This is a genomic window from Bacillus sp. N12A5 (assembly GCF_026790125.1).
Lineage (GTDB): Bacteria > Bacillota > Bacilli > Bacillales > Bacillaceae > Bacillus.
Window position 1 is genome coordinate 266,827 of the sequence record NZ_JALAMR010000002.1, and the last position, 25,512, is coordinate 292,338.

Below are 25,512 nucleotides of genomic sequence, written 5' to 3' on the forward strand. Positions count from 1 at the left end.
TAATCGCAGCCGGTATGATAAGGAAGGGAAATAGATGGTAACCATAAAAGATATCGCAAAACTCGCAAACGTATCCCACACAACCGTTTCCAGAGCACTCAACAACAGCCCTTACATCAAAGAACACACGAAGAAAAAAATACTGGAGCTCGCAGCACAGCTCAACTATACACCGAATGTAAATGCAAAAAGCCTGGCGATGCAAAAGTCACATACGATCGGGCTTTTCTTTACAAGTATCACAAACGGAACCTCACATAGCTTTTTTGCTGACACGATCAAAGGCGTCAATCAAGCCATAAGTGAGGATTACAATCTCTATGTACGCGGCATCGATGATCTGAAAAACTATGACTCCGTTACGCCGATGAGATATGACGGCATCATTTTAATGAGCCAAAGTGACATTGATAATTCTTTTATTTATCATATTCGGGAAAAAAACATCCCGCTCGTCGTGCTGAATCGCGACATTGATGACCGCAGCATCACGAATATTTTGTCTAATGACAAGGAAGGCTCGCAGGAAGCTGTAGAATACTTCATTAAGAACGGACATCAAGACATCGCCATCATCGAGGGAATCGAAGGCTTTAAATCCTCCCAGCAGCGAAAGGAAGGCTACTTAGCTGCACTGATTCATCATCATATTCCGATCAAACATGAATACAGTGTCAAAGGGCAATACGATATGGAAAGCGGCTTTCAAGCGATGGAGCGGCTGCTGGCGCTGCCAAATCCCCCAACCGCTGTCTTTTGCTCGAATGATGACATGGCAATCGGAGCGATGAATGCGATATTCGCCAAGGGCCTAAAGGTCCCTGATGATATTTCCGTAATTGGTTTTGATGATATTGGTTTTTCACAGTATATAACGCCGAGGCTTTCAACTGTAAAGCGCCCAGTAGAGAAAATCAGTGTACTTGGCGCGCAAAAACTATTGTCGCTGATCAGCGAGCCGGAAACAAAAGCAGAAAAAATTTTCGAAAATACAGAGTTCATGGTTCGTGATTCAGTGAGGCAATTGTCAACGTGATGCCCCGTTTTTCAGCGGGCATTCTTTCTGCGGAAAAATGTTAACGTGTGCATAAAGGAGAGGGAGGCAATGAAGGTGCAGAAGCTGAATAAAAACATGTACGATCACTATACACAGTATCCGGAAAAAATTCTCCAATTCGGTGAAGGGAACTTTCTTCGAGGCTTTGTCGACTGGCAGATTGATCAATTGAATCAACACACTGATTTTAATGGAAGCGTCGCAGTTGTACAGCCAAGGGGGTCAGAAAAAATCAAAAGATTAAACGATCAAGATGGCTTATACACACTTTTTTTACAGGGAATGAAAGATGGAGAAGCGGTAAACGAGCATATGATTATCAACTCAATCAGCCGTGGAATTGATCTGTTTTCTGATTATGAAGCTTACAAAAAGTTGGCTGCGAGCGAAGAGCTGCGGTTGATCATTTCCAACACCACTGAGGCTGGTATCGTATGTGATGAAAAAGACCGTTTAGAGGATAGGCCGCAAAAAACATTCCCTGGGAAATTAACTGCATTTCTATACTTTCGCTATCAGGCCTTTAAAGGAAATCAGACTAAAGGCTGTGTCTTGATCCCATGTGAGCTGATCGAGAATAATGGCGAAAAGCTGAAGGAAACCATTCTTCATTATGCAAAGCTGTGGAAGCTGGAAGAAGGATTTACACAGTGGATCCATGAGGCCAACACGTTTTGTAATAGTTTAGTAGATCGCATTGTCCCGGGTTTTCCTGTAGACAGCATTGATGAGATCACGGCTGATCTGGGCTATCAGGATGATTTGATTGTTGTAGGAGAGCAATATTATTTATGGGTTATCGAGGGGCCGGATTGGATTGGAAAAGAACTGCCCTTTGCGGCTGCCGGGCTCCATACAAAGATCGTAAGCGACCTCACCCCTTATCGGACAAAAAAAGTAAGGATTTTAAATGGCGCTCATACAGCAATGACACCAGTAGCTTTATTATACGGCTTAAAAACTGTGCGGGACGCTGTCGAGCATCCGGAAGTGGGGCGGTTTATCAGAGAGATGATTCATGACGAAATTCTTCCTGTTTTAAAAATGGAAGGGCTTTCTGAATATGCTGAGGATGTGCTGAATCGTTTCAAAAACCCGTATATTAAGCATTACCTGGAAAGCATAGCATTGAACTCCGTTTCCAAATTCAAAGCGAGAAACCTGCCGACTATTCAGGAATATGTTGAACAGAAGGGACAGCTTCCTGAACGCTTGGTGTTTTCGTTCAGCGCTTTGCTGTATTTTTATCAGGGAAACGAGAAATTGCAGGATGATCCTGATGTTCTTCAATTTTTCAAAGCTGTGTGGCATCAGGAGAATGGAGACTTGCTTTGTATTGCATCAAGAGTGTTAGGTGAACGGCGGCTGTGGGGGGCAGATCTCAACAAGATACCGAGGCTGACCGAGAGAGTTGCTGATTACTTGAATCATATTCATGAACTTGGCATGCAGCGGGCTTTTGAACAATGCTGCACACAAAGGGGAGAGGTACGATGAAGTCATGTATAAAGATTCATAAACAAGATAATGTCCTTCTTGCGCTTCGGGATATCCAAAAGGGAGAGCGGCTGAATGCTGACGGCGTGTCGATTGAAGTCAGAGATAATATAAAAAGAGGCCACAAGATTGCGCTGCAGCCGATCAAAGAAAACGACAGCATTATTAAATACGGGTTTCCAATCGGGCGTGCGACACAAGATATCTCGATCGGAGAGCATATTCATGTCCATAATACGAAAACAAATCTGTCTGATATCCAAACATACAGCTATACTCCGAGATTTGCAGAGAATCCATATTCAAATGAGAACCGGACGTTTAAAGGATTCAGAAGAGAAAACGGAAATGCCGGTGTGCGAAATGAATTATGGATTGTGCCAACTGTCGGCTGCGTCAATGGGATAGCTGAAAAAATGCTCCAGCGTTTTGTCAGAGAAACGGGGGATATTGCTCCATTCGATAACGTGCTCGTGTTAAAACACCAATACGGATGCTCGCAGCTTGGCGACGATCATGTAAATACGAAGCAAATCCTGCTGAATGCCATCCGCCATCCAAATGCCGGCGGCGTTTTGGTGTTAGGGCTTGGGTGCGAGAACAACGAGCTGGCAGGAATGAAGGAAGCACTGCAAGATGTGAACCTGAATCGGGTGAAATTTCTCGAATCCCAGTCGGTAACCGACGAAATGGAGGCAGGTGTTGCTTTGCTGAAGGAAATTCATGAAGCGGCAAAAGGCGATAGGAGAGAAGACATTCCGCTGTCCGAACTGAAGATCGGGCTGAAATGCGGAGGTTCGGACGGTTTTTCCGGCATAACGGCAAACCCGCTGCTTGGCCGTTTTTCAGACTATATCATTGCACAGGGAGGGAGCACGGTGCTGACGGAAGTTCCGGAAATGTTCGGTGCGGAAACCATCCTGATGCAGCGGGCTGCCAATGAAGAAGTGTTTCATAAGATTGTCCATTTAATCAATGATTTCAAACAATATTTTATCAAACATGATCAGCCGGTGTACGAAAATCCTTCGCCGGGCAACAAGGCAGGCGGCATTTCTACACTCGAGGATAAATCGCTGGGATGCACGCAAAAAGCGGGGATTTCACCTGTCGCGGATGTCTTGAAATACGGCGAAACGCTCAAGACAAACGGGCTGACGCTTTTGAGCGCGCCGGGCAATGACTTGATTGCTTCCTCCGCATTGGCGGCGGCCGGCTGTCAAATTGTTCTGTTTACAACGGGGAGAGGCACGCCGTTCGGCACCTTTGTCCCGACGGTGAAGGTAGCGACAAACACCCAGCTGTATGAGGCGAAGCCGCATTGGATTGATTTTAACGCAGGCCTTTTAGCGGAGGATGATGTTCATGAGGAATATGTGCTGCGAGAGTTTATCCAATATATGATTGAGGTGGCAAGCGGTCAGCTTGTAAACCATGAAAAGAATGATTTCAGAGAACTTGCCATTTTTAAATCGGGTGTAACGCTATAAAGAGAACAGGCTATCCTCCAAGAGGATAGCCTTCTTCATTAGATCAGTTTTAAGCCGCTGATTAAAATGATGGACGCCATAATAAATTGCAGCGGACGCGGGGAGAATCGAGGCGAGAGATGGCTTCCGATCAGCACGCCTGGAATTGAACCGAGCAGCAGATTAGCTGCCAGCATGTAATCCACGCTTCCGAAGCTTGCGTTCAAAATGCCTGCTGCTGTAACAAGAAGAAAAGCATGCGCGATATCGGTTCCGACAATCTGTGACGCTTTCATGTTAAATAAGTAAATCATAGCAATGGCAAATAATGATCCTGAACCAATTGATGTTAATCCGACGATAAATCCAAACACAACACCAATAAGAATCGTCAGCGCCCGCTTGTTTTCAAGCGGCATCAGCTGCCAGCGGTTCGGGCGAAGTTTTCGATCCAAAAACAAGCGGACGATGATTGAAATGGCAACCAGTGTTAACACATAGCCAAGAGCGTGCTTAATAATTTCTTCCTGATGCTGATGAAAGGCGGGGAACAAATGCAGTATGCCAATGGCCAGCGATGCACTCGGAATACTGCCAATGGCTAAGTATTTGACCAATTTAAAGTTAATCGTTTTCTGCCGCCAATGGGAGGCAACGCCAAACAGCTTTGTGATCGAGTTATATACAAGATCCGTCCCGACCGCGATGGAAGGATTAATTCCAAGCACAATTAAAAGAGGAGTCAATAAGGCAGCCCCGCCCACTCCCGTCAATCCGACTAAGGCTCCGACAAACAAACCCATCAATATGATGCTTACACTCATGATAAAGGCCTCCTGAAAACCCGACTATTTTTATCAGATTATATATGATTAGGTCATGTTAATCAATTAAATGTTTTGAATTTTTGTACGTTAGCTGCTTGAAATTTTGGTATGCTCAATATCTCTATTCATTTGCCCTATAATGAGTGTCTGGACGAAATCCAGAAGTGAGGCGGAGGCAAAAAAAAGATACCTTTTAACAGGTATCTTTTTTTCCTTTACATTACATGCGCTGCTGATAGAATGGAAGCTCCGTGTGGCCCATTTCCCGCACATAAACGAACAGGTTGCCTTTATGGTGAATTTCATGCTCCATTGCAAGCTGAAGCAGTGCGCTGCCTGTGACTTTTCTGCCGAAAACGGCTGTCAGGTCAATTTCTCTGTCCAGCTGCTCTTCAGTCAGCTGTTCAAGGATAGCGACCGTTTTGTCTGTATATGTTTTTGCCAGAACATTGAGATCTGTTTCTGTTTCTTCCTGCTTGTTTTGAAAAGGTGAGGCATTGCCTTCTTTAATGACATTTGCGAACAAGTGGAAAGACGTAAGAATGTGTTTGACCAGCTCTTCTGCTGACATTGATGTTTCTGCCGGTTTGTAGCTGTAATTTTCTTTGCTAATTTTTTCAGCCAGCTCATTGGTCACGTTTCGATGGGATAAAAAATGGCTGACAATTTGATTGGGTTGGCTCATTATGATCTCCTCCATATGTAAAAATGAATGGTGCAATGAAATCCTATATCAACGGTTATCAATTCACAAGCAATATGCTGTGGGATGAAACAAAAAGCGATGTCAATCGTATATATAACGTTCACAAAAGTTCAAGAAATGGAGATTTAACATGACAAACATACCTTTCATTTATCAGTACGAAGAAAAAGAGAATGAAAGAGCTGCGGCGGGCTACGGCACTTTTGGTTATCTTATTACACGAATTGAAGAGGCGCTTTATGATCAATATGGCGTTTTCTATGAGCTTTATTCGAGTGATGACCCGAATACTGAGTACTGGGAGCTTCTTGAAGAAGATGTCCGCAGCGGTTCATTGGAGACTGAGCATGTGGCTTATATATTTGAAAAGCTTGAAAAGAAAACCTTTGCTTACGATGAAGATGAAAAAGAACCGGATTATACCGTTCATCAATCTATAAGAAACAGCGTATATGCATATCCTGAAAAGGGTGTTGCTTTTGCCAGAATTCCATATTTTCAAGATGGGAGCATTATGAGCTTCGATTGCCTGTTTGCGGTTAATGATGAAAAAATGCGTGCATTCCTAGAGGGCGTCAGGCCGCGCCTTTGGGAAAAAAGCAAGCGGAAAGTGACCGTCTTTACGGATGGGGACGGCGGAACTTCAAAAGAACAGGAAGCGATCGTCAGAGAGGTTCAACGAAATCAGGTGATTATGAGCCCAGTGTTGAAAAAAGAAATATACCGTTCAATTGATCAATTTTTTCATAGTGATAAAACGTTTTATCAAACGTATAACATCCCTTACAAGCGCGGCATCCTGTTATATGGACCTCCGGGAAATGGAAAGACAACATTAGTAAAGTCGATTGCAGGCAGTATCGATGCACCTGTTGCCTATTGGCAAATAACAGAATTTACGTCAAGCGAGACAATAGAAGAAGTCTTTCAGTCAGCGAGACGCCTCGCTCCTGCAGTTTTGGTCATCGAGGATATAGATTCGATGCCGGAAGATGTGCGATCCTTTTTTCTCAATACGCTGGACGGCGCGACATCCAAAGAGGGGCTCTTTCTCATCGGCACGACAAACTATCCCGAAAAGATCGATCCGGGCTTGATGAATCGCGCAGGACGGTTTGACCGTGCCTACGAAATCGGACTTCCGGATGAAGAGCTGCGGCGGGAATATATGAAAATGAGAGGCTTTGACATCTTCCTGAATGAAGAAGAAATCAAAAGCACCGCGAAGCTTACAGAAGGCTTTTCCTTTGCACAGCTGGGAGAATTATATGTATCTTCTGCCCTTCAATGGCACCAAGAAGGGGAGCATCATATTGAAGCCATGGTAAAAGACATGACAGGAGAGCAAAGAAAAAGCCGGCACGGAAGCTGGATGGAAAGAAACAAGGTCGGTTTTCATTAAAAGAAAGCGCGGGTTTTGAAAAACCCGCGCTTTTTTGTTGCGGTTAGCCGAAATTCGACAATTGCGGTTATTTTGCGTTCTTCTTTTTCTTGTAAATATGATAAAATATGACATATCTCGGGTAACTCAAAAAGGGGGGATTAATTGAGGATGAAGCAGACGATTCCGTCCTCTTATGTCGGGCTTAAAATTAATGAATGGTATACCCATATCCGGCAGTTCCACGTTGCTGAAGCCGAACGGGTCAAGCTCGAAGTAGAAAGAGAAATCGAGGATATGGAAGAAGACCAAGATTTGCTGCTGTATTATTCTTTAATGGAGTTCAGGCACCGTGTCATGCTGGATTACATTAAGCCTTTTGGAGAGGACACGTCTCATCTGGAGTTTTCAGAATTATTAGAAGACATTGAAGGGAATCAATACAAACTGACAGGGCTTCTCGATTATTACTTTAATTTTTTTCGCGGAATGTATGAATTTAAGCAGAAAATGTTTGTCAGTGCCATGATGTATTATAAACGGGCGGAAAAGAATCTTGCCCTCGTCTCGGATGATATTGAGAAAGCCGAGTTTGCTTTTAAGATGGCCGAGATTTTTTACAATTTAAAACAAACCTATGTTTCAATGAGCTACGCCGTTCAGGCGTTAGAAACGTACCAAATGTATGAAACGTACACCGTCCGCAGAATCCAATGTGAATTCGTTATTGCAGGAAATTATGATGATATGCAGTATCCAGAAAGAGCATTGCCCCACTTAGAACTGGCTTTAGATCTTGCAAAGAAAGAAGGCAATCCCCGCCTGATCAGTTCTGCCCTGTACAATCTCGGAAATTGCTACGAGAAAATGGGGGAACTGCAAAAAGCAGCCGAATATTTTGAGAAATCTGTTTCTATTTGCAAGTCGGAAAAGTTCGATAATCTTCCGCATTCTATCTACTCTTTAACACAGGTTCTGTATAAACAAAAAAATAATGCCGAAGCGCAAAAAAAGTATCGTGAAGGATTGGAAATCGCCCGTCAATACAGTGATGAATTATTTGTGGAGCTTTTTCAATTTTTACATGCGTTATACGGAAAAAACATTGACACAGAATCAGTCTCACACACCTTTCAATTTCTTGAAGAACATATGCTGTATCCTTATATTGAAGAGCTGGCGCATGATGCTGCCCAATTCTATATTGAAAACGGACAGCCCGAAAAAGCACTTTCATTTTATGAGAAAATGGTGCACGCACAAAAACAAATCCAGAGAGGAGATTGTTTATATGAAATCTAAATGGATGTCAGGTTTGTTGCTCGTTGCGGTCGGGTTCAGCTTTACACAGGTAATGGTCCATGCAGGAGACACAGCAGCCACAGAGGATAAAACATTTCATATTGCGGCACGCAATCAAACATAATGATAACAAAAAAAAGACCCTCAGGGGTCTTTTTTTACTTCAGCTTCCATTCCTTTATGGTCAGCTCAGAAGATCCGCCTGCCACCAGCGGATCTGCATGTCCGATTTCCGCTGCCTCTTCCAGCGAACTTGCCTCGATGACGTATGCTCCGCCTGTGGCGTCGCTGAATGGCCCGAACATCTTTAAGCGCTTTTCTGCCTGTAAGCGATCCAAAAATTCATAATGTTCGGCTACATGCCCCTGCTTGAATTGATTTGTTCTTGTGGTCAGCATTAAATATGTGTTCATGCTCTTCCCCCTCCCAATGAACATCAGTTTAACACTATGATCCATATAACGGCGACAGATGAAATGAGCTTTTCGTCCTACGAATGCCACCTATTGATGAAAAAGAAAAAGGAGAGATGATAGGTGAGCATTCAAGTGAAGAAAAATTTGGTTTCTGAGGCGAAATACGCGCTGAAGTGTCCCAATCCGATGTCCGCTGAATACATTACCATTCATAACACGGCAAACGATGCGTCAGCGGCTAATGAAATCAGTTATATGATAGGGAACACCAGCTCGACAAGCTTTCATTTTGCAGTGGATGATCAAGAGGTGATTCAAGGTCTTCCGCTTAACCGAAACGCCTGGCATACCGGTGACGGCACAAATGGTACAGGAAACCGCAAATCCATCGGCGTTGAGATTTGCTACAGCAAATCGGGAGGTCCAAAGTACGAGGCGGCTGAAGCCTTGGCGATTTCATTTGTCGCACAGCTTTTGAAGGAGCGCGGCTGGGGAATCGATCGGGTGAGAAAGCATCAGGACTGGAGCGGAAAGTACTGCCCGCACCGCATTTTATCAGAGGGACGCTGGGATCAAGTGAAGGCGGCAATTGAGAAGGAACTAAACGGAGGCGTATCAACGAAAAAGGCTTCCGTCTCTTCTTCGGAGCCTGAATACCATGTGAAAAAAGGCGATACACTGTCAGGTATTGCCGCATCACACGGTGTCAGTGTGAAAACACTGCAAAGCATAAATCATATCACTGACCCGAACCGCATCATAGTCGGACAGATAATAAAGCTGCCTCAGACGGCATCTGCTTCTAAAAGCCATGCCGGGTCCTCATATCCGCTCCCATCCGGAGTGATCAAAGTAACAAGTCCTCTGACGAAAGGGACAAACGTTAAACAAGTGCAGAACGCTTTAGCTGCCCTTTATTTTTATCCTGATAAAGGAGCGAAAAATCACGGCATTGACGGCGTTTATGGCCCGAAAACAGCAAATGCAGTAAAACGTTTTCAGTCTGTCAGCGGATTAACGGCAGATGGGATTTACGGTCCGAAAACGAAGGCGAAAATGGAGAAAAAACTGTAATCAATAAACGGAAGCTGGCAGGCTTCCGTTTTCTTCTTACATACAAACTGCAGCAAGAACTTTTTGAATATCATAAATGCTCTCATCTTTTTTAAACTGTTTTGAGACAGCGGGAAGTTCCGCGCCGGAAATCCAAATTTTCAGTTCAGAGTCAAGGTCAAAGCGTCCGGCGGTCTCCACGCTGAATCTGGAAATGCTTTTGTACGGAATCGATTGAAATTCCGTTTTCTTCCCTGTGATTCCCTGCTTGTCTACAAGAATAAGCCGCTTGTCAGTAAAGACAATAATATCGCGAACCAGCTTAAATGCGGCATTGACATTCTCACCCTCTAGTAAAATATCAGCCAGTTCTTCTTTCGCCGCTGCCGTAGACAGTGTTGACGCATTGCCAAGTAATCCATCGATAAATCCCATGATATACCTCCTGGTACGTATTCTATCAAATCATACTATAAAAAGGTTTTCATTCATAGATGAGTAGAGTAAACTGGTGCTGACTGGCAAAGGAGAGCGTTCAAAATGAAAGATATGTATAAAAGCTTTGCAGCCCTTTCCGCGTCTGAATCGGAGTACCGGATTATCTATGAGGAAAAAAACGGAAGTGAATATATTGTCCTCGGACCTCATGGCGGCAGAATTGAACCTGGTGTCAGTGAGCTGGTACGGGCATTTTCCGATCAATGTTCGATTTATTTGTTTGAAGGTGTAAAGCAGCGTAATAACCGTTCCTTGCATCTGACAAGCACTTGTTTTGACGAGCCGCTGGCTGTAGAAAAAGTGAACGCCCACCATTATGCATTAGCAATTCATGGGTATCATGATCCAAAAACTCCGCATACACTGGTCGGAGGCGCCGATCGCCAGAAAGCCAAGCTTATTTGTGAGCGGCTGAATGAAGCGGGCTTTAGTGCCAAGCTCATCAATGAGAAGGACAGGCTGGCAGGTGTGCATCCGAAAAATATTGTCAATCGAACGAAAAGGGAAAAGGGTCTGCAATTGGAAATAAGCACGGCACAGCGAAAAGCATTGTTCTCTAATTTTGGCTGCCGTGATCAAAGCTACACACAAAATGATCTGTTTGATCGATATGTGGATGCCGTTAAGCTTGGTTTTTTGAACCAATGAAATTGGACCTGCACGATCAGCCTATTCCTTCATACGCTGGGGTTGTGCGAAAGTGTAGGGAGGAATGAATCATGTTTTATCATATTAAAGAGCTTCAATACCAAGCGAAGCCTGCTCATCCCGATCCTGTTTATGCGAAAAAACTTCAAGAGGTGCTGGGCGGTCAATTTGGTGAAATTAGCGTTATGATGCAGTATTTGTTTCAGGGGTTTAACTGCAGGGCGGATGCTAAGTATAAAGATTTGTTATGTGATGTGGGAACGGAAGAGATTGGGCACGTAGAAATGCTGGCTACGATGATTTCCAGGCTTGTGGACAATGCACCCGCTGATGTACAGGAGGATGCTTATAAAAGCAATCCAGCTGTTGCAGCAGTCATGTCAGGGATGAATCCTCAGCATGCTATTGTGTCCGGCTTGGGCGCGATGGCATCAGATAGTGAGGGCTATCCGTGGAATGCCAAATACATCATCTCAAGCGGAAATCTGTTGGCTGATTTTCGCGCTAACTTAAATGCGGAAGCACAAGGACGCCTTCAGGTGACACGGCTTTATGCCATGACTGATGATCCTGGGGTAAGAGATATGCTGTCATTTTTGATTGCAAGGGATACTTATCATCAAAATATGTGGTATGCGGCAATTAAAGAGCTGGAAGAAAGAGAACGGGATATTGTGGTTCCAACGACGTTCCCGCGTGAGCTCGAAAAGCAGGAAGTGTCCTATGATCTGTTTAACTTTTCCAGAGGGGATGAAAGCTCACAAGGAAGATGGGCTCATGGCGAAGCCTTTGACGGCCGGGGAGAGTTCAGGTATATTCCCGCTCCGATTGCGTTCGGGCCTGCGCCTCGTCTTAAACCGGCGCCAATGTGGGTGCATAATACAGTTCCCCCAATGTCGAAATGTTAGTTCTCTTCTGGGCTGAGGATATTTTCCTCAGCCCATATTTGATCAGCTGTATTTGCCGATATGATATAATGCTTTTTCCTCAGCGACCTGCAAGTGCTGCTGCTCGCCTTCCTCGTACGCATTTGGCCGCTTGTGTGATAATAAGTAAGCGAGCCGCTTCTGAAATTGAATACCTGCTTTACGCCGTTCAAACATTTCAAGCCTTTTTTCCGCAAATTCCTTTGTTACCCGGAAAACCGCTGCAATTGTCGCGAGCGCCTGGCTTCTCCATTGCGGCAGTTCCATCTGCAACAGCATAAAGGTTGGCACACAGAAGTGGTACATAAATTGATTTGCCTGAAATTCCTGCAGTTCCCGAAAGAGCTTGTTCATCTGAAAATGATTGCCTGCATGCTTTAACACATGGCACAGTTCGTGGCCAAAATCCTCCCATTGCTCTTCCCGTGATTTTCTCTGGTTCAACACGATACTGTACATGCCGTCGTATTTGACCATCATGCTCCCCATATCCTCAAAATGAACCCAAATATCCAGATCCTTTGCGATTTTCAGCATATCAATGTGATGTGGGGAGGTGATGCCCAGCCGGCTGTACAAATTTTTCACGTATTCCTCCAGATGTGATAAGTAATCTCCCAATTGAATACTCCCTTTCGAACGTGTGTTCTGTTTTTAGCGAGAAAGAAAAGCCCTTATAGGACTGGAAAGCGTGTAGAAATCTTTCCCTTTTCTTTAAAAAATAAACTCTTTTTTCTTTATATCGGTCTATTTTTTATATGTTTTAGAGAACAGAGAACGATTTATTTATTTTTCGGTTTGCGGTTCTTCTCTTTTTCTTTTAAATACTTGATAAATTCGATGGCCTGCTGTTTGCTTTCCGGGGAGAAATCCTGCATATCGCGGTACGCAAGCTGCAAGTCGGGATCTGAGAACACGTCGTCCTCGGATGTTTTGTCTTTTCCTGTTAATAAATAATCAGTTGTTACCTGAAAGTAATCAGCCAGCTTTTGGAGTGTGTCGTAATCAGGTTCGCTTCGCCCGTTTTCATAGTGGGAATATCGTGCCCGTGACACACCGATGTGAGATGCGATTTCTTCCTGTGTCCTTTTCCCTCTGAGACTCTTCAATCTGCCGCCTATCATACTATGACCTCTCTTTTTTAACTCCCTAAGTTACTTATGATTATAGATACAATATGTATCAAAATAAAGTCATGATAAAAAAAGTATCAAAAATAACTTGATGATACGAATTGTATCGTTTATACTTGGTAACAGTTGATACGAAATGTATCAAAAAATGATCAGGAGAGTGATTACATGTATCCGATCCAAATTGTTTTTAGTGAAAATCCCATAGATCAGCGCCATCTCGGACAATCCGGCGGCACTATTTCGTTTACGGCATGCGGCCTTCCGGTATTCCATTTTGAAACGCAGGAGCAGTTTCAAACCTACATGATGTTAAAAGGAGAAACGGCATACAATGAAAACCGATAAAAGCTATCCTTTTCCTACGTATTCAGGGTTGTTGAATTCAGAACATTATGACAAAATTGGTCCAGCGCTTTGGCTGTTTCTTTGGTTCATCAGCTCAACAACAAAAGAAATTGAAAAAGACGGTGTAAGCTGGGGAATTGTGCTAGGCCATAAGCCATTAAAAGCGAGAGAAATGGCTGCTGTATTCGGTGTGAGTGAAAAAACCGTCAGAAGATGGCTGGAGCTTCTGGAAAGCCATGAATACATAAAGGCTGTCCGTGCGCCCTACGGACTGATCATTTCGGTAAAGCATTCCAAAAAATTCAGCTTCAGATCGGACAGAACTGTACACGGGGGCATAAAGGAACGGCCATTTTCGCCGCAGGCTCCGGACACAGACGTCCGATCAGATAAAGATAAAACAAACACATATACTGCTGCTGATGATGCAGTGGATCACATTGCGAAGCGGTTTACACAATTACGGTCGGCTCAAGAAGGACGCACCGTGTATCCTTCCTCAAGAGATTATCAAGCCATCGCCCGTATTGTCGCCATTGGCGTTCCTGTGACGCAAACAATCAAATGGCTGGAGGAATGCTTTCAAGCCTTTGAAAACCGGCGGACCGCCGCTTCGGAAACAATCAAGGCCTTTCGCTACTGCTCGAAATTCATCGAGGACCGATTTTTCGCGCAGCAAGCCAAAAAGAATGCCGCAATTCAACCTGAGAGGATGGAAAGACATGAAAAAACGAACAATCGAGCAAATTTTGGACGAGCTGAGAAGAGGGAGACATCCATTACTGGCGGACAAACCGGCCGAATCAGACGCAAGCCGGTATGATTGCCCGCGATGCAAGGATCAGGGAGGCTATCTCATCAGGCAGAACGGCATGGAAGTCTGGACGATGTGCAGCTGCATGGCAGAACGGAAGGTGAAGCGGCTGCTAGGTGCGAGTGAGATTACCCCCGCCTTCAGACAGCTGGGCTTCAAGGAATTCTGCGTCGAGGGAAAGCCGCAGGCCATAAAAGACGCGTTTGAATGTGCAAAAGAATATGTGGCGGATTATGAACAAATCAAGGACAGCCGGAAAAACAGCATTGCTCTTTTAGGACAGCCGGGATCAGGGAAAACGCACCTTTTGACCGCTGCTGCCAATGAATTGATGAGAACAATCCATGTGCCGGTCATTTATTTTCCGTTCGTAGAAGGCTTTACTGATCTAAAAAATGACTTTGATCTTTTGGAAGCAAAACTGAGCCGAATGAAGCAGGCAGATGTGCTGTTCATAGATGATCTGTTCAAACCGGTTAACGGCAAACCCCGTGCCACAGATTGGCAACTAGAGCAAATGTATTCGGTACTCAACTACCGCTACTTAAACCATAAACCCATTTTGCTATCCAGTGAGCTGACGATTGAAACACTTGTCCGGGTTGATGAAGCGCTCGGTACGAGAATTTACGAAATGTGCAGCGACTACTTGGTGATTATCAAAGGGGCAGCCTACGAGCTTAACCACAGATTGGAGGGCGTCAGATAATGTGTAAGCTTTGTCAAACAAAGAAAGTCATTGTGGAACATACCGGTATTGGAGTCGTTTTTCATCCATGTCCGAACTGCCGGTCCGGCACTGATTTAACGCCTGTCATTCAAAAGCTGGAGCAAATGCTGACAGCAGGAAAAGCGAGGCTGAATATCTATGATTAAACAGCTGACTGCCCTGGTTGCTTTGCTGTTTCGGGCAAAGCGAACCGAAAAAAACATTGAACAATGGTATCAGGATGACGGGAAGTGAAAGTGATGGCAAAAAAACAAGCAGAGAAAAGCCCTGCACCATGGCGTGCTGTCCCGTGCGGGGATACGAAACCGATCTATATTTATTCAGCTTACAGTGAAGAAGAAAAAGAAAGATTCCCATATTCAAACGGACGGCTGATTGCCGCTGTCTTTGACCTCAGCTCTTTTTCGCAAAAAAGCAATGCCGCTTTGATGGCCGCTGCGCCTGAACTGCTGGAAGCATGCAAAGCATCTCTAGATTTTCTAAAAGGGGATTCTGTTCATTCTAAGGAACGCATCATTCAGCTATTGGAAAAAGTCAAAACAATCGCTGCACCGGGAAGGGAGGAAAAGAAACATGATCAATCCTAAAAAGCTGCCGCATATCGATTCCATCACATTGGAGAGCCAGTTGGAGGACGGAAAAATCCATGTCATTATTGTAGACGGCATCAAGCAAGAAGCATGGATCACAGAAGCGCCGGAGCACGGAAAAACACTCGTCGAAACGAGAAAGGGAGATCTTGCCCGTGTGGAATTTGAAATCGGCTTCAAATTAAATTAAAGCGAAAAAAAAGAATACGTCCAAGACGGAAAGCCTGCGGACACTGATCAACTGCACAGCATTTGTGCGTTGATTGGTGTCCGTTTTTTATTGCCAAAAATGAGGAGGATCATAGAATGCAAGACTTACTATTTGAATATAAACGCACACTCAAACAAACAAGAACACAATATAAACCGCTCGCTGAAGCAGATGAATCCGTGCTCTCTGCTGAAGAGCTGAAGGATAAAAAAATCATCAGAAATATGATTACTGATCTTGAATATGTAACAGAATGGCTTGAAAAAGGAAGACAACCCGGCATCAGACGGGCGATTGACCGTCGTGATGCCTACCAGCGGCTGATGATCAAAGATCCGAGAATCATCGAATCATTTTCCAGCACTATGATGGTTGAGCCGGACGGACAGGTATCAGAAGAAGACAGAGAGAGAATTCAAGAAGCATTAGCCCTGTTAACGGACAGAGAAAAAGAAATGTTTTTGCTGCATAAGGTAGAGTGCTTTTCTTATGAACGGATCGCTGATCTTCTCGGCGTGAAAAAATCAACTGTGCAAACGACCATCAAACGGGCGATCGCAAAGATGCAAAGACAGCAGGAAGAAATGAATCGATCGCTTGCCTGAGCTTGTCATACGTTTGCCACCTATAAGTGAATAGAGCATGACACATAAGCGGCTGGCGGGTTCAGCCGCTTTTATGAATAGACATCCATGCTGGAGGTGGCGGTGATGCCGTAGCATGAAAACACAACAGCGCGAACAAGCATTCGCAATCTATCGACAACATCAGGGAAACATCACAAATCGGGCGATCGCGGACACAATCGGCGTTTCTGCAAAAACGATCGGCATCTGGAAAAAACAAGACAAATGGAAAGAGGCTTTGTTTTCAGAAACCAGAAACGAACCAAAACAGCGCCGGATAGACAATGATGAATTAAATGAACGCCAGCGGCTGTTTTGCCTGTATTACGTCAAAAGCTTCAATGCCACACAGTCAGCAATCAAAGCGGGCTATTCTCCGGACAGCGCCCATGTGACGGGCAGCCGGCTGTTAAGGAATGAAAAGGTCGCTGCTGAAATCAGACGCATAAAAAAAGAAATGGTCAATGAAATGTTTATTGAAGCGATGGACGTGCTTCAGGTTTATATCAAGATCGCATTTGCAGATATTACGGACTATGTGACCTTCGGAAAAAAAGAGGTTCAGGCTGTCGGGAAATCGGGACCGCTGTTTGATGAAGATGATAACCCGATTATGAAGGAAATCAGCTTTGTCGATGTCAAAGATTCCGGGCTCGTTGACGGCACCATTGTGACGGAAGCAAAGCTCGGCAAAGAAGGCATCGCCATCAAGCTGGCCGATAAAATGAAGGCGCTCGAGAAACTGTCCTTATATTTTGATTTGTTTCCGGATCAATTTAAACAAAAAATTGAAAACGAGAAATTGAAGCTTGCCAAACAAAAAGCGGAGAAAACAGATGACAGCCAAGCGCCGCTTGAAATCATGATCAAACGAAAAGAGGGCAAATCATGATTGTAAAAGAAATCAACCCTCATTTCGAAGATTACGTGTTCAATTGGGAGCAGACGTACCAGTTTCTCGTCGGCGGCTACGGCTCATCCAAAAGCTATCATACCGCATTGAAAATCGTGTTAAAGCTGCTGAAGGAAAAACGGACGGCCCTTGTCATCCGCGAGGTATTCGATACCCATCGGGATTCAACGTTTGCCTTGTTCCAAGAGGTAATCGAAGAGCTCGGCCTCACAAAGGCTGTGGCATCCCTTTCTTCCCCGCTGCAGATGCGGTTTCAAAACGGCAGCCGAATCATGTTCAAAGGAATGGATAATCCGGCAAAATTAAAATCAGTTCATAACATTTCATTAATATGGATTGAAGAATGCTCAGAGGTGAAGTATGAGGGCTTTAAAGAATTAATCGGCCGTCTTCGCCACCCTGAGCTGAAGCTTCATATGATCTGCACCACCAATCCCGTCGGCACCTCCAATTGGACGTACCGGCATTTTTTTCGGGATGAACGCAATAATCGGTTCGTGCTGGATGACAGCGAGCTTTACGAAAAGCGGACGATTGTGAAGGGAGATACGTATTATCACCATTCCACTGCTAACGACAACCTCTTCCTCCCAGAAAGCTATGTGAAACAGCTTGACGGACTTAAGGAGTATGATCCTGACCTGTACCGGATTGCCCGCAAAGGCCGATTCGGCGTCAATGGGATCAGGGTGCTGCCGCAGTTCGAGGTACTCCCGCATGATCAAGTGAAAAAATGTATCGCAGCCATCAGCAAGCCAATCTTTCGTACAGGCATGGATTTTGGATTCGAGGAATCCTATAATGCCGTCGTCCGGCTTGCTGTCGATCCTGAAAAAAAATACCTCTACATTTATTGGGAGTATTATCAAAACAAAATGACAGATGACAGGACGGCTGATGAGCTGCGTGAGTTTATTGAGACACAGGAATTGATCAAAGCCGACTCGGCTGAGCCGAAAAGCATTCAATATTTCCGCCAGCAGGGCTTTCGGATGGTTGGAGCCAGAAAGTTTCCCGGCTCCAGGCTTCAATATACCAAAAAGGTAAAACGGTTCAAAAAAATCTTCTGTTCGGACCGCTGTGAAAATGTCATCTATGAGCTCAAGACACTTACGTATGCCAAAGATAAAAACGGAGCTCTGATTGAGGATGAATTCACGATTGACCCGCATACGCTTTCTGCCATTTGGTATGCGCTTGATGATTATGAGGTTGCTGATATGAAAGAGACAGCACACAAACGAATCCGGCCGAACCGAGAAAGGAGGAGGTCATAAATCATGCACAATCAAACAGTCAGAGCCACTGTATTTAAAGCCAATGCCGCCGCTCCACAGACAAAGCAAATCTATGAAGATGACTTTTCTGAGCTGTACGGAGAGGACATTATCGCTCCGCCCTACAATATCACCGAGCTCAAAACCATTGCCGAATACTCGACCATTCTTCAGCAATGCATTGATGCATACAGAGTAAATATTACAGGTTTTGGATTCGATGTTGAGTACACATTTGATGTCAACGCGAGTGATGTCGATCAGGCAAAAAAGAAAAAAGCAGAAAAAGACTGGGCCAGACTTGAAGCCTTTTATAAATGCCTTCATTTTGATGAATCAGCCGAAACGATTTTAGGATATGCCATCGAAGACAGGGAAAAAACAGGAAACGGTTTTATGGAAGTGCTGCGCGATGGGATGGGAAAACCGGCTGGGATCGAATATTTAGATGTGAAGAATATGCGTGTATGCGGTGCCGGTGAACCTGTCGAGGTTTCATTTGTATATGAGGAAAATGGAAAAATGAAAAGAATCAAGCGGCAAAAACGCTTTCGAAAATATGTGCAGATGATCAACGGAAAGAAAGTATTTTTCAAAGAATACGGTGATCCCCGAAAAATGGACATGCGCACGGGTGAATATGTGAGCGCATTGGCAGAGAAGTATCAAGCGAATGAAGCCATTCACCTCAAAATCGGAAGCGGCGTATACGGCGTGCCCCGCTGGGTCGGCAATATTGTCAATTTATACGGAGCCCGAAAAGCGGAAGAGCTCAATTTTATGTATTTTAAACAGGGCCGTCACGTTCCCGCTGCCATCACAGTGGAAAACGGGATGCTGTCGGAAGCTTCTTACCGGGAGCTGCAGGAATACATGAACGATCTTGAAGGTGTGGAAAACGCCCATAAATTTCTCTTGATTGAAGCGGAAGGTATCGCAAAAGAGAAGGATCTTCACGGTGGCGAGGATATTACGCCGGTTTCCGTGGAAATCAAATCCTTGGCGGAAATTCTCCAAAACGACGCCCTGTTTCTTGAATACGATGAAAAAAGCAGAAATAAGCTGCGTTCGGCGTTCCGCCTCCCGCCGCTGTATACGGGCGAGGCTCAGGAATACAACCGTGCGACAGCTGATACGGCTAGAAAAATTACGGAGGAGCAGGTCTTTCAGCCGGAGCGAAAAACGCTCGTGAATAAACTGAACACGCTGCTATTGCCGGAGCTGAATATCCATGACGTCAGACTGACATTAAAAGGACCGGACTTTCGTGATCCGCTTGAGATTGCGAAAGTGCTCGGTCCTTTTATTACAGCCGGAGCCGTTTCGCCGAATGATTTACGCGACCTTGCCGGACGGGTGCTTGGCAAAACGCTGGAGGAGTGGCCTGAGGAAATCTACAAACGGCCTGCAGGACAGGATGCGGAAAAGACAAACCTGGCTGCGCTCATGCAGGAGCTGAAAGAAAGCATCGAAGCGATCAAAACGTCCTGAAGGGAGGTGAATCAAGCAGGTGGCGCGGGAATTAAGAAATGCCAAAATCAGCTTTGTCAGTTATGTAGACAAGGCAGCTAACCAGACAGAATTTTTCTTTACGAAGTCAGACGGACCTCCGTCATTTGAAAAAAAGGTTCGGCTGTTTACAAAAAGTGAACAGGATGAACAAAAGCTCGTGTACGGAATCGTGTATGAGCCTGATGTTCCTGATGCCCACGGTGATTTTATGACCGCCGAGGAAATTGAAAAAGCGGCCCACGGCTTTCTCGCAGAAGCACGGGAGATTGATATCAATCACAGCTTTGAGGGCGGAACCGGCGTCGTGGTCGAGTCATATGTGGCGCCCGATGATTTTACGATCGGGTCTAAGCGGATTACAAAGGGCTCGTGGGTGCTCGTGACAAGAGCGTCTGACGAGGTGTGGGAACAGATTAAGGCCGGAATTATCACCGGCTACAGCATGGCGGGCACTGCTGACGTGTATGAGGAAGAACCGGTTGAAAAATCGGGATTCTTCAGTGTTTTCAAGCAAATGCTGGCTGACAAAACAGGGAAGGAGACTGAAGAAATGAGAAAAGAAGACATGAGAGAATCATTCGAGCATGCGCTTTACCCTTTGCTCAAACGGCTTGAGCGGATTGAAAAGAATACAGACACGGAGGAAAAGCCGGAGCAGACGGGTGATGATGAGCGTCTGAAAAAGCTCGTCGAGGACATGCTCGCTCCGCTGATCGAACGAATCGAAGCTTTGGAAAAAGCGCGAGGCGCGTCTAAGCAGACAGCGGACGATGCGGACGGCAATACAGAGCAAGTCAAAAAATCAATCTGGAGCGGACTGCTGTAAACCAGTCATAGAGGAGGAAATCAATTGAGAAATCAAGAGATCATTCGGAAAGCGGAAATGTCGCTTTCAGCTTTAAAAAGCGGCGGGCTTATGAATCCTGCACAAGCATCGGCTTTTATCCGCATGGTGCAAAATACGCCGACCATTTTCAGTGAATCCCGCGTGATTCAAATGGAAAATGACTCGCAAAAATTTGAAAAAATCGGCTTCGGTCAGCGTATTCTGCGGGCTGCGCAAGAAGGAAAAGCACTGTCAAACGACGAGCTGACAGTTCCAACGACAAGCACGGTCCAATTGAACACGAAGGAAGTCATTGCGGAAATTAACATTACGTATGACACACTCGAAAACAATATTGAAAAAGACGGCCTGCAACAGACGATCATGCAGATTTTAGCAGAGCGCGCAGCAGTTGATATTGAAGAGCTGATCGTTAACGGCGATACAGCATCAGCTGATCCGTATCTGGCACAGCTGGACGGCATCCGTAAACAGGCGGTTTCCCATATCGTTGACATGAACGGTGAAGAACTGTCCAGAGCAACATTCAAGAAAGGCTTAAAGGCAGTTCCGCCAAAATATTTGCGCATCCCTCAGGAATTCAGATTCTATACGTCTCACGGCTTAGAAGTTGAATGGAAGGACCGCGTGGCAGACCGCCAGACAAACCTTGGGGACCAGGCTGTTCAGGGCGGCTTGTCAACAGCATTCGGCGTACCGGTCAAAGGGGTATCCAATATTCAGCCGTACACAGTCGGTGAGGGAGACGCGCAATATGACGCTTCTGATATCATTCTCACACATCCGAAAAATATCATTCTCGGCTTCTCCCGCAATATCCGAATTGAAGTCGACAAAGACATCCGCTCCCGTAAATTCATTATTGTCTTAACGGCCAAGCTGGACAGCAAGTTCGAGGAAGAGGATGCCTGCGCGAAATTAATTAACGTAAAAGAATAATAGAAACGAGGTGGTCAGCTCATGCTCATTGAACCGACTGACGTAGCCTCCTATTCGGTCTATGATCGGGTGAAAAACAGGCCGGAAGAGTTGCTGGCGCAGGATATCATCGAGGCGGAAGCAGAAGCGGCTCTCATCACGGGCCACCGCTTTGAAGACAGCTTGTATGATCCGCTGCCCGGCAAGGTGAAGTTGGCTTTAGTAAAGCTTGCCCAGTATTTTGCGCTTGTCAACAGCGATGAAACTGCCTCATCAAGCTATCAGTCTGAGAAAATGGGGGATTATTCCTACACGGTTTCCGGAGAAGGCGGGATTCAGCGGCCTGAGGTGTATCATTTGCTCGAAGAGTTTATCACGCCGGGCTACGTCCCTGAATCCTCCAGACTGAAGGTGAGATCTTTATGAGCTACAAGCAGATGCTCATTCACCGTTGCGACATTTATCATGAAGCAGCGCAAGCGCCGTCTGCTGGCCGATTCGGGATTCCGGCAGATAAGCTGCAGCCGGTGATTTCATATCCGGATACACCCGATGAACAAGATGTCCCTTGCTATTTTACCGAAAAAACACAGCAGCTGGTCCAGGCGGAGCCCGATCAAACTGTATATCACAGCTTTCTCGTCCATTTTCCGTTGTCAGCGGACATCCGCGTAAACGATAAAATCATGTGGGAGAATCATAAATATATACTAAAGCTGCCGAAAAGGATCAGACAACATCATTGGGAAGTCATTGCGGTCAGAGATGAAAGCCTATGAAAATAGCGGGACTGAACCAGCTAAACACAACATTAAAAGAAGCAGCTTCAGGCGGCTTTTCCCGACAGGCGTCCCGGTGGCTTGAGGAGTGCGGGCAAGATTTTCTGGAAATCGTCCAATCTGAGCTCATCAGCACACAAACGATTGATACAGAGAAACTCCTCCGCTCGTTCGAAAAAGGGGCGGAGGATAATCTCTGGATTGTGCAAAGCGGCGGGCTTTCGCTTGAGGTCGGAACACAGCTTGATTACGCCTCATTTCTTAATGACGGCCATTGGACGTCAAAAGAAGACGTGAGATGGGTGCCGGGGCATTTTCAAGGCTCACGGTTTATTTATGATCCCGCGTCTTCAACGGGAATGGCGCTCAAGAGAAAATGGATTGCGGGCTCGGGCTACTGGGATCATGCGCTGCTTTTATATGAGCAGCTGTTTGAAACATCGCTGGAAAGCAAACTGTGCCAGTGGCTGAAGAAGCTGTAAAGGAGGAGCAGGATGAACAGCGAAACAGGGTCGATTATGGCATTTTTGTACAGCCGTTGGCCTGTACTCATTTATGAACGCGAGCTGCCTGATCACTTTCAGATACCGTCGTTATACGTCCCATCGCCTTCTGTGTTTGAGGAAACAGATACGGTCTCAACTTTTAAAAAAACCTACAGTCTCAATGTGAAGCTGTTTCATCATGACTCCGTACAGGCACTGGATGAAGCGGACAGGCTCGCGGATGCCATCAGAGAAGCGAGAAATATGGTTCCGCTGCTCAGTGAATCTGGAGAGAAGACAGGGGATAAAATCCGCATCTCCCGAATCGAGACAAGGGTAGGAGACAGAGGCGAGGCGGTCATGGTGATCAGGTGGAGCAGCCGGTATTATTATCACAAAACAAAACAGCCTGTCTTACAGGATATCGACATGAACAGCGGGGTGAAATAAGCGGTGGCAAAGGACAAACAACATAAAAAGGCTGTACATACAGAGAGCAGGGAAGCTCTTTTTGATACAGCGGATTTGATTAAGCACGCAAAGGAGCTGTTCGGCGTTAAGCCGGATATTCTTCAGGGGGCTTTATTTGGCGTGGATCAAACACGTATGACGAAATCAGAAGCCAATCAATTGATTCAAACATTTCTAAACGAGGAGGTCATGTCATCATGAATGGCGGAACATTTACAACAGGCAAAGAAAAAGAACGTGCAGGCATTTATTTTAACTTTAAAACGACAGCACAGGAGCGGGTGTCACTCGGAGAACGGGGAACAGTCGCACTCCCGGTCGCATCAAGCTGGGGGGAAGCGAAAACGTTTGTCTCCATTTCCAGCGTTGAGGATTTAAATAAAAAGGTGGGCCTCAGCATTGATGATCCATCATTATTGCTTTTGCGTGAAGCAAAGAAAAATGCGAAAACGGTATTAATGTACCGTCTAACCGAAGGTGTCCGAGCGTCTGCTGATATTGCCGAAGGTGTCAAAGCGACTGCTGTATATGGCGGATCAAAAGGAAATGACATCATCATCCGCATTAACCCAAATGTGCTCGATGCTGCTTCTTTTGATGTCACAACGTATATGGATGAGTCAGAGGTCGATAAACAGACCGTCAAAAAAGCGGAAGAATTAACAGCTAACGGGTATGTCACCTTTAGCGGAACAGGCGATCTTTCTTCAACGATTCCGCTCACTGGATCAGAAGGAGAGACTGCAGCTGAATCTCTGAATGCCTCAGCAGGGATCCGTTTATCCGGCGGTACGGATAAAGCCCCTGTCAACTCCGACTATACGGATTTCTTAGCCGCGGCTGAGACGGAGAGCTTTGATGTGATTGCGCTTCCTGTTGCAGAAGGCGACCAGCTGAAGGCGACATTTGCTGCATTTATTAAGCGCCTGCGCGACGAACAAGGACAAAAAGTGCAGGGGGTTACAGCGAATTATGCCGGTGACTATGAAGGCATCATCAACGTAACAGAAGGTGTGCTGCTCGAAGATGGCACGGAAGTTACGCCGGACAAAGCAACAGCTTGGGTAGCTGGAGCGAGCGCAGGAGCAACCTTTAACCAATCGCTGACGTTCGTTGAGTACGAAGGCGCCGTTGATGTGTTACACCGCCTTGACCACGATACGATTGTTGAACGTCTGGGCAAAGGAGAATTTTTATTCACATTCGACGCTCGTGACAAGTCCGTCAGTGTAGAAAAGGACATTAACTCGCTTGTTACGTTCACAGCTGAGAAAAACAAGAAATTTGCGAAAAACAAAATCGTTCGTGTCCTGGATGCTGTAAATAACGATTTAACACGCGAGCTGAAAGCCCTAATCAAATCAAGAAAAGGCAGCGGAAGCGATATTCCGGCATCTGAAGACGGACTTCAGTATGTGAAAACGATGATCACCCAATACATGACAACGCTTCAGGATGCGGGCGGCATCACCGGCTTTGATTCTGATGAAGATATCACCATTTCAATGAATGAAGACCGTGACGGCTTCTTGATTGACCTGGCCGTACAGCCTGTCGACGCTGCAGAAAAATTCTACTTTAATGTGGAGGTAAACTAATATGGCATTAAAAGCACAAAACACAATCTCAGGAAAAGAAGGCCGTTTATTCCTCGATGGGGAGGAAATGGCGCACATCAAAACTTTTGAAGCAAACGTCGAGAAAAACAAGTCTGAAGTAAACATTATGGGCCGCCGCATGACAGGCCATAAAACAACAGGGGCAAATGGAACAGGGACCGCAACGTTCTACAAAGTCACATCAAAATTCGTGCTATTGATGATGGACTATGTCAAAAAAGGCAGCGACCCTTACTTCACGCTCCAAGCCGTGCTGGATGATCAATCCTCCGGCCGCGGCACAGAGCGAGTCACGCTGTACGACGTCAACTTTGACTCTGCCAAAATCGCAAGCCTTGATGTCGATTCAGAAGCGTTAGAAGAAGAAGTGCCATTTACATTTGAAGACTTCGACGTGCCTGAAAAGCTATCTGACACGTTTTAATCAAAGCTGAACAAGCCATTACGCAGGCCTTTCTC

34 protein-coding genes are annotated in these 25,512 nt (G+C 45.4%); 28 read left to right on the forward strand and 6 right to left on the reverse strand.

From position 1 onward, the window contains the following. The first annotated feature begins 34 nt into the window (after window positions 1–34). From MOC09_RS01720 to MOC09_RS01730, 3 genes are all read left to right on the forward strand, one after another. Window positions 35–1,036 (forward strand): LacI family DNA-binding transcriptional regulator, encoded by a 1,002-nt coding sequence (locus MOC09_RS01720; RefSeq protein ID WP_268362552.1) that lies wholly within the window; start codon window positions 35–37, stop codon window positions 1,034–1,036. Window positions 1,037–1,111: 75 nt separating this feature from the next. After that, window positions 1,112–2,554, forward strand: a complete 1,443-nt coding sequence (locus MOC09_RS01725; protein WP_268369536.1) for a tagaturonate reductase — start codon at window positions 1,112–1,114, stop codon at window positions 2,552–2,554. Beyond that, the gene (locus tag MOC09_RS01730) at window positions 2,551–4,044 is read left to right on the forward strand and encodes a UxaA family hydrolase (protein WP_268369349.1); all 1,494 of its coding nucleotides are present in this window, start codon (window positions 2,551–2,553) and stop codon (window positions 4,042–4,044) included. Before MOC09_RS01725 ends, MOC09_RS01730 begins: the two co-directional genes overlap by 4 nt. A 38-nt stretch (window positions 4,045–4,082) precedes the next feature. Here MOC09_RS01730 and MOC09_RS01735 read toward each other — a convergent pair whose 3' ends face one another. Further along, a complete protein-coding gene (locus MOC09_RS01735) occupies window positions 4,083–4,847 on the reverse strand; it encodes a sulfite exporter TauE/SafE family protein (protein WP_268362556.1) in 765 nt (254 codons plus the stop codon). Window positions 4,848–5,070: 223 nt separating this feature from the next. After that, window positions 5,071–5,535, reverse strand: coding sequence for a DinB family protein (locus MOC09_RS01740; RefSeq protein WP_268369351.1), 465 nt, complete (start codon window positions 5,533–5,535; stop codon window positions 5,071–5,073). A 151-nt stretch (window positions 5,536–5,686) separates the two neighbouring features. On the opposite strand from MOC09_RS01740, the gene yjoB reads away from it, so the two are divergent. The 3 genes from yjoB to phrA all read left to right on the forward strand — a co-directional run bounded on the left by yjoB (window position 5,687) and on the right by phrA (window position 8,363). Next, window positions 5,687–6,958, forward strand: coding sequence for an ATPase YjoB (gene yjoB, locus MOC09_RS01745; protein ID WP_268369353.1), 1,272 nt, complete (start codon window positions 5,687–5,689; stop codon window positions 6,956–6,958). A 144-nt stretch (window positions 6,959–7,102) separates the two neighbouring features. Beyond that, window positions 7,103–8,239 (forward strand): response regulator aspartate phosphatase RapA, encoded by a 1,137-nt coding sequence (gene rapA / locus MOC09_RS01750; protein WP_268367033.1) that lies wholly within the window; start codon window positions 7,103–7,105, stop codon window positions 8,237–8,239. After that, on the forward strand, window positions 8,229–8,363 hold the full coding sequence (gene phrA, locus MOC09_RS01755; RefSeq protein WP_268362747.1) for a phosphatase RapA inhibitor PhrA: 135 nt from the start codon (window positions 8,229–8,231) through the stop codon (window positions 8,361–8,363). Before rapA ends, phrA begins: the two co-directional genes overlap by 11 nt. 34 nt (window positions 8,364–8,397) lie before the next feature. On the opposite strand, the gene MOC09_RS01760 is transcribed toward phrA, so the two are convergent. Continuing rightward, window positions 8,398–8,652, reverse strand: a complete 255-nt coding sequence (locus MOC09_RS01760; RefSeq protein ID WP_268362744.1) for a YciI family protein — start codon at window positions 8,650–8,652, stop codon at window positions 8,398–8,400. 123 nt (window positions 8,653–8,775) lie between these two features. Here MOC09_RS01760 and MOC09_RS01765 point away from each other — a divergent pair, with 123 nt between their 5' ends. Beyond that, window positions 8,776–9,729: an N-acetylmuramoyl-L-alanine amidase gene (locus MOC09_RS01765; protein ID WP_268362742.1), complete on the forward strand. Its 954-nt coding sequence runs from the start codon at window positions 8,776–8,778 to the stop codon at window positions 9,727–9,729. Between the two features lie 36 nt (window positions 9,730–9,765). Here the strand turns inward: MOC09_RS01765 and MOC09_RS01770 are convergent, their stop codons facing one another. Beyond that, window positions 9,766–10,143 carry a PH domain-containing protein gene (locus MOC09_RS01770; protein WP_268369355.1) on the reverse strand — a complete coding sequence of 126 codons (378 nt, stop codon included), beginning with the start codon at window positions 10,141–10,143 and terminating at the stop codon, window positions 9,766–9,768. A 105-nt stretch (window positions 10,144–10,248) separates the two neighbouring features. Here MOC09_RS01770 and MOC09_RS01775 point away from each other — a divergent pair, with 105 nt between their 5' ends. Continuing rightward, window positions 10,249–10,854: a poly-gamma-glutamate hydrolase family protein gene (locus MOC09_RS01775; protein ID WP_268362737.1), complete on the forward strand. Its 606-nt coding sequence runs from the start codon at window positions 10,249–10,251 to the stop codon at window positions 10,852–10,854. 71 nt (window positions 10,855–10,925) lie between these two features. After that, on the forward strand, window positions 10,926–11,762 hold the full coding sequence (locus MOC09_RS01780; RefSeq protein WP_268362736.1) for a manganese catalase family protein: 837 nt from the start codon (window positions 10,926–10,928) through the stop codon (window positions 11,760–11,762). Between the two features lie 42 nt (window positions 11,763–11,804). On the opposite strand, the gene MOC09_RS01785 is transcribed toward MOC09_RS01780, so the two are convergent. Together MOC09_RS01785 and xre are read right to left on the reverse strand one after the other, a co-directional pair. Next, window positions 11,805–12,401 carry an ImmA/IrrE family metallo-endopeptidase gene (locus MOC09_RS01785; RefSeq protein WP_268362733.1) on the reverse strand — a complete coding sequence of 199 codons (597 nt, stop codon included), beginning with the start codon at window positions 12,399–12,401 and terminating at the stop codon, window positions 11,805–11,807. A gap of 161 nt (window positions 12,402–12,562) precedes the next feature. Beyond that, on the reverse strand, window positions 12,563–12,904 hold the full coding sequence (gene xre / locus MOC09_RS01790; RefSeq protein ID WP_014476533.1) for an HTH-type transcriptional regulator Xre: 342 nt from the start codon (window positions 12,902–12,904) through the stop codon (window positions 12,563–12,565). Window positions 12,905–13,081: 177 nt separating this feature from the next. On the opposite strand from xre, the gene MOC09_RS01795 reads away from it, so the two are divergent. From MOC09_RS01795 to MOC09_RS01885, 19 genes are all read left to right on the forward strand, one after another. Next, window positions 13,082–13,261: a hypothetical protein gene (locus MOC09_RS01795; protein ID WP_268362730.1), complete on the forward strand. Its 180-nt coding sequence runs from the start codon at window positions 13,082–13,084 to the stop codon at window positions 13,259–13,261. Further along, window positions 13,248–14,084, forward strand: a complete 837-nt coding sequence (locus MOC09_RS01800) for a phage portal protein (RefSeq protein WP_268369357.1) — start codon at window positions 13,248–13,250, stop codon at window positions 14,082–14,084. The genes MOC09_RS01795 and MOC09_RS01800 overlap by 14 nt, the downstream gene beginning before the upstream one ends. Continuing rightward, the gene (locus tag MOC09_RS01805) at window positions 13,984–14,784 is read left to right on the forward strand and encodes an ATP-binding protein (protein ID WP_268369358.1); all 801 of its coding nucleotides are present in this window, start codon (window positions 13,984–13,986) and stop codon (window positions 14,782–14,784) included. The genes MOC09_RS01800 and MOC09_RS01805 overlap by 101 nt, the downstream gene beginning before the upstream one ends. Continuing rightward, window positions 14,784–14,951: a hypothetical protein gene (locus tag MOC09_RS01810; protein ID WP_003245588.1), complete on the forward strand. Its 168-nt coding sequence runs from the start codon at window positions 14,784–14,786 to the stop codon at window positions 14,949–14,951. The genes MOC09_RS01805 and MOC09_RS01810 overlap by 1 nt, the downstream gene beginning before the upstream one ends. Before the next feature lie 84 nt (window positions 14,952–15,035). After that, complete coding sequence (locus tag MOC09_RS01815) at window positions 15,036–15,392, forward strand: phage portal protein (RefSeq protein ID WP_268362721.1); 357 nt, start codon at window positions 15,036–15,038, stop codon at window positions 15,390–15,392. Continuing rightward, window positions 15,379–15,585, forward strand: coding sequence for an XtrA/YqaO family protein (locus tag MOC09_RS01820; protein WP_268362719.1), 207 nt, complete (start codon window positions 15,379–15,381; stop codon window positions 15,583–15,585). Before MOC09_RS01815 ends, MOC09_RS01820 begins: the two co-directional genes overlap by 14 nt. A 116-nt stretch (window positions 15,586–15,701) precedes the next feature. Next, window positions 15,702–16,211, forward strand: coding sequence for a sigma-70 family RNA polymerase sigma factor (locus MOC09_RS01825; protein WP_268362716.1), 510 nt, complete (start codon window positions 15,702–15,704; stop codon window positions 16,209–16,211). A 115-nt stretch (window positions 16,212–16,326) separates the two neighbouring features. Continuing rightward, window positions 16,327–17,124: a phage terminase small subunit gene (xtmA, locus tag MOC09_RS01830; RefSeq protein ID WP_268362714.1), complete on the forward strand. Its 798-nt coding sequence runs from the start codon at window positions 16,327–16,329 to the stop codon at window positions 17,122–17,124. Beyond that, complete coding sequence (locus MOC09_RS01835; protein WP_268367034.1) at window positions 17,121–18,422, forward strand: PBSX family phage terminase large subunit; 1,302 nt, start codon at window positions 17,121–17,123, stop codon at window positions 18,420–18,422. The genes xtmA and MOC09_RS01835 overlap by 4 nt, the downstream gene beginning before the upstream one ends. A gap of 3 nt (window positions 18,423–18,425) precedes the next feature. Further along, window positions 18,426–19,913: a phage portal protein gene (locus MOC09_RS01840; protein WP_268362711.1), complete on the forward strand. Its 1,488-nt coding sequence runs from the start codon at window positions 18,426–18,428 to the stop codon at window positions 19,911–19,913. A 19-nt stretch (window positions 19,914–19,932) separates the two neighbouring features. Further along, the gene (locus MOC09_RS01845) at window positions 19,933–20,760 is read left to right on the forward strand and encodes an XkdF-like putative serine protease domain-containing protein (protein ID WP_268369359.1); all 828 of its coding nucleotides are present in this window, start codon (window positions 19,933–19,935) and stop codon (window positions 20,758–20,760) included. Between the two features lie 24 nt (window positions 20,761–20,784). Next, complete coding sequence (locus MOC09_RS01850; protein ID WP_003232690.1) at window positions 20,785–21,720, forward strand: phage major capsid protein; 936 nt, start codon at window positions 20,785–20,787, stop codon at window positions 21,718–21,720. 21 nt (window positions 21,721–21,741) lie between these two features. Next, complete coding sequence (locus tag MOC09_RS01855; RefSeq protein WP_268369361.1) at window positions 21,742–22,125, forward strand: DUF3199 family protein; 384 nt, start codon at window positions 21,742–21,744, stop codon at window positions 22,123–22,125. Next, entirely contained in the window at window positions 22,122–22,478 is a 357-nt protein-coding gene (locus tag MOC09_RS01860) for a YqbH/XkdH family protein (protein ID WP_268362702.1), read from the forward strand. The genes MOC09_RS01855 and MOC09_RS01860 overlap by 4 nt, the downstream gene beginning before the upstream one ends. Continuing rightward, window positions 22,475–22,960 carry an HK97 gp10 family phage protein gene (locus MOC09_RS01865; protein ID WP_268369363.1) on the forward strand — a complete coding sequence of 162 codons (486 nt, stop codon included), beginning with the start codon at window positions 22,475–22,477 and terminating at the stop codon, window positions 22,958–22,960. The genes MOC09_RS01860 and MOC09_RS01865 overlap by 4 nt, the downstream gene beginning before the upstream one ends. A 12-nt stretch (window positions 22,961–22,972) precedes the next feature. Further along, entirely contained in the window at window positions 22,973–23,413 is a 441-nt protein-coding gene (locus MOC09_RS01870) for a phage portal protein (RefSeq protein WP_268369365.1), read from the forward strand. Between the two features lie 3 nt (window positions 23,414–23,416). Next, the gene (locus tag MOC09_RS01875) at window positions 23,417–23,635 is read left to right on the forward strand and encodes a hypothetical protein (protein ID WP_268362695.1); all 219 of its coding nucleotides are present in this window, start codon (window positions 23,417–23,419) and stop codon (window positions 23,633–23,635) included. Then, window positions 23,632–25,032 carry a phage tail sheath family protein gene (locus MOC09_RS01880; protein WP_268362693.1) on the forward strand — a complete coding sequence of 467 codons (1,401 nt, stop codon included), beginning with the start codon at window positions 23,632–23,634 and terminating at the stop codon, window positions 25,030–25,032. Before MOC09_RS01875 ends, MOC09_RS01880 begins: the two co-directional genes overlap by 4 nt. 1 nt (window position 25,033) lies before the next feature. Beyond that, window positions 25,034–25,477 (forward strand): phage tail tube protein, encoded by a 444-nt coding sequence (locus MOC09_RS01885; RefSeq protein ID WP_003232677.1) that lies wholly within the window; start codon window positions 25,034–25,036, stop codon window positions 25,475–25,477. The last annotated feature ends 35 nt before the right edge of the window (window positions 25,478–25,512 follow it).